The organism is Klebsiella sp. MS 92-3, assembly GCF_000195655.1.
Lineage (GTDB): Bacteria > Pseudomonadota > Gammaproteobacteria > Enterobacterales > Enterobacteriaceae > Klebsiella > Klebsiella pneumoniae.
The window spans coordinates 29,694-33,028 of the sequence record NZ_GL882831.1; the positions used below are offsets into that span (position 1 = coordinate 29,694).

Below are 3,335 nucleotides of genomic sequence, written 5' to 3' on the forward strand. Positions count from 1 at the left end.
CCGCTTTGCCGGCGCCCGCCAGCTCGCCGGCGTCGCTGCCCACCAGGCTTGACCCTTCGCGCTCCAGCGCCGCGCCCAGCGCCACGCCTTCCATCTGCAATGCAGCCTGAATTAACTGGCGTCCCATCCGGCCGCCCGCGCCGGCGATGGCCACGCGGATTTGTGCATCATGCATAGCTATTCTCTTTTGTTAACATTACGTAAATTGTTTTCAGAGTAACCAGCCCGTCAGCGGGCCGCTACTCAAAAACGCCGATAATTAGAAATTTATGACAAACGGCGGGCGATATCAGTAAAAACTATACGATTGTGCTGAAATGCGTGCTTTGCGGGTGCTCTCTCTGAGACGATAATCGACGTTTTCGTCATCTGTTGGTTTCAAGAAATAAGATGCACTAAATCTGGCAAACTCGACCGACCAGCATTGAAATGCTATGGAAACATTATACTTCCGGTAGAGCAGAAAGCCTTACGCCAGGGTGTAGCTGACCACCAGCTGCCCCTTCTTCATCTTAATCTGACTAATGACAATGTCGCCCAGCTCCGCCAGACGGGCGACGTGGGTGCCTCCGCAGGGATAGGCTGGCAGTTCGCCGAATCCCACCTTGCGCATGCCATTAGCGAACGTCACCTGACGCGGTAAGTCCTGCGCCTGCCATGCCTTCACTAGCGCCAGTAGCGCACTGGCGTCCGGCAGCGCGGCGCTATTCCTGCTGGCAAAGGTTATCCGCCCTTCGCCGGGCCAGTGGTGCGCTTTCACCGGTTGCCAGCCAAGCTGTTCGCCCGCCAGGCCAAGCAGGTGGCCGGCAGAATGCAGACGAGCATGCAGCTGTCTCGCGGAGGCATCAATTTTCATCTCCACTTCACCGAGGGGAAGGGGTTGCGACAGAATATGCAGCACCCTTTCGCCGCGCACAACCACCGTCTCAACCACCTGCCCGGCAATCCATCCACGGTCCGCCGGTTGACCGCCCCCTTGCGGGTGAAACAGCGTCCGATCCAGTTCGATGGCGTAACGGCCATCCGCTTCTGCAGTGCAGGCAATGATCTGGGCGCGCCCGTCGGTAGCATCGCTGGTGTAATAAACCCGTTCAGTCATAGTGATTCTCCTCTCTGTCCGCCCAGTATATTATTAATGCCGACAGCGATAATCCCCCCACCCGCCAATGCACTCTTGCTTCGGGAGCACAAATGAATCTGAACCTCCTGCCCGACCTCGCTCTTTTCGTTCAGATAGTCGACCAGGGCAGCTTCTCCGCCGTCGCCCGCCAGAACGGCATTACCCCTTCAGCCGTTAGCCGCAGCGTTTCACGGCTGGAGCGAGAGATGGGCTGCAAACTGCTGCAGCGTACCACCCGCAAGCTGCGTCTTAGCGATGCCGGGGAAACGATATATCAGCATGCCCAGCAGATGCTGGAAGCGGCGCGACAGGCAATGGATTCCGCAGGCAGTCGCCAAACGGTCGCCCAGGGAAAGCTGACGCTCAGCGTCCCGAAAGCCGTCGGCCGCTTTGTGATCCACCCGCTGATGATGGCGTTTTTCCACCGCTACCCGCAGGTGGACGTCTGCCTGCGGCTGGAAGATCGCCCTCTCGATTTTATCGATGACGGTATTGATCTGGCGCTACGCATCACCGATACCCCCTCCCCCGGCCTGCATGGCAAACCGCTGATGCCAATCAGGCACGTTATCTGCGCCACTGAGGCCTATTTACAGCAGCACGGTACGCCGTACACGCCGCAGGATCTGCGCGCGCATAGCTGCATTAGCCTTGGCGAAACGCCCGCCGATGCGCGCTGGAAGTTCCGTCGGGAAGGCAAAACAGAAACGGTGCAAACCTACGGGCGGTACGCCGCCAACCATACCGCCGTACGCCTCGACGCGGTCAGACAGCATTTAGGGATCGGCAGCCTGCCGCTGTTCACCGCCCGTGAGGCGCTGGCGAACGGCGACATCGTGCAGGTGTTGCCCGAGTGGGAATTTATCAGCAGCTACTCAGGCGACCTGTGGCTACTGTGGGCGGGAGATAAGCATATGCCCGCCAGGATGCGGGCGATGATCGATTATCTCAGCGAGACGGTGCCGGCGCTGAACGCAGGCAGCACAGAGCCAGCGAAATAATTGCAAACCACGGAATGATAACTCCCAACACAAACCAGATCCCGGAGCGGCCGATATCATGCATCCGCCGGCAGCCTACAGCCAGCAGGGGGAGCGCCATCAACAGCAGCCACAGCGCCGCAAAGGGTATGACAACAAAACTGAGGATCCCGTAGTGAGGGTCAACAAGGGTGGCCAGACTCCAGGCGGCCACTGGCGCGGCGGCGATCAGCACATTGATAAGAAAAAACGTCCAGAACTGCTGCCGGCTGGCGCGTCCGCTAAAATTAAAGGTCTCTTTCCAGCCGCTCAAATACGCCTGTCCATAGGTCATTGCTTCTCTCCTTGAAAATCGAGTGATATATCACGGCGCCAGGGCAATCACCTCCGCCGCCCAGCGCTGAAACCCTTCGACGTCGATATCCAGCGCCACCTGGGCGTTCGCCGGCTGACCCAGTCGCCCTTCGATATCCACCACCGTGGTGCCGGCGGTCCAGGTCCCCTGCGTCTCCACCGCCACAAAGCACGGCTGGAGAGTGAACAGTTCCGGGCGGGCCAGCCACGCAATAGCGCACAAGTCGTGCATGCGCAGACCGCTGCTCATGCTGCCGCTGCGATAGTGGCTAAACAGCGCATGGAGCATTTTACCGGTCTGGTTCAGCGTCGGCAGCGTCGCCAGATAATCCGCCGCCAGCAGCGCCCGGTTGGTGACGTCCAGCCCGCACATCACAATCTCCAGCCCGCTGTGGAACACTTTCGCGGCGGCTTCCGGGTCGATAGCGATATTGAATTCCGCATTCGGCGTGAAGTTGCCGCGGCCCGCCGAGCCGCCCATGATCACCAGCCGGCGAATATTAAACACGCATTCCGGGTACTGGGTCAGCAGCAGCGCTATATTGGTCAGCGGGCCAATCGCCACCAGGGTGATCGGCTCGGCAGCATGCATAAGCGCATCACGGATCGCCTGGAAGGCCGGCTTCGCCAGCGGTTGACGTTGATGCTCAACAAAGTCATACCCCTCCATGCCGGATTCGCCATGCACCGAGGCGGCGTCGCGCAACGGACGCACCAGCGGCATCGACGCCCCCTGCGCCAGCGGTACATCGGCATTCCAGAAATGCAGCAATTGCAGCGCGTTACGGGTCGTCTTCTCCACCGAGACATTGCCCGCTACGGTGGTCATCAACTGCAGATCCAGCTCAGGCGCGAACAGCGCCGCGGCAATGGCGGCGGGG

Annotated in this window: 4 protein-coding genes and 1 pseudogene; 1 reads left to right on the forward strand and 4 read right to left on the reverse strand. The window is 59.9% G+C overall.

Going from position 1 to position 3,335, the window contains the following annotated elements:
* Positions 1 to 175, reverse strand: a pseudogene (locus HMPREF9538_RS08585) (4-hydroxy-tetrahydrodipicolinate reductase); the annotation flags it as partial.
* 294 nt (positions 176 to 469) lie between these two features.
* Positions 470 to 1,099: a hypothetical protein gene (locus HMPREF9538_RS08580; protein ID WP_004177442.1), complete on the reverse strand. Its 630-nt coding sequence runs from the start codon at positions 1,097 to 1,099 to the stop codon at positions 470 to 472.
* Between the two features lie 92 nt (positions 1,100 to 1,191).
* Here HMPREF9538_RS08580 and HMPREF9538_RS08575 point away from each other — a divergent pair, with 92 nt between their 5' ends.
* On the forward strand, positions 1,192 to 2,121 hold the full coding sequence (locus tag HMPREF9538_RS08575) for a LysR family transcriptional regulator (RefSeq protein WP_004178570.1): 930 nt from the start codon (positions 1,192 to 1,194) through the stop codon (positions 2,119 to 2,121).
* On the opposite strand, the gene HMPREF9538_RS08570 is transcribed toward HMPREF9538_RS08575, so the two are convergent.
* Entirely contained in the window at positions 2,069 to 2,434 is a 366-nt protein-coding gene (locus HMPREF9538_RS08570) for a DUF805 domain-containing protein (RefSeq protein WP_009309187.1), read from the reverse strand. The genes HMPREF9538_RS08575 and HMPREF9538_RS08570 overlap by 53 nt on opposite strands.
* A gap of 30 nt (positions 2,435 to 2,464) precedes the next feature.
* Positions 2,465 to 3,335, reverse strand: an 871-nt coding sequence (gene rihC, locus HMPREF9538_RS08565; protein ID WP_009485692.1) for a ribonucleoside hydrolase RihC, incomplete at its 5' end; no start/stop codon positions are given.

Bases quoted from the DNA above. Each gene is read 5' to 3' on its own strand.
- HMPREF9538_RS08580 (WP_004177442.1), bottom strand. From the start codon at position 1,099: ATGACTGAACGGGTTTATTACACCAGCGATGCTACCGACGGGCGCGCC.
- HMPREF9538_RS08570 (WP_009309187.1), bottom strand. From the start codon at position 2,434: ATGACCTATGGACAGGCGTATTTGAGCGGCTGGAAAGAGACCTTTAAT.
- HMPREF9538_RS08575 (WP_004178570.1), top strand. From the start codon at position 1,192: ATGAATCTGAACCTCCTGCCCGACCTCGCTCTTTTCGTTCAGATAGTC.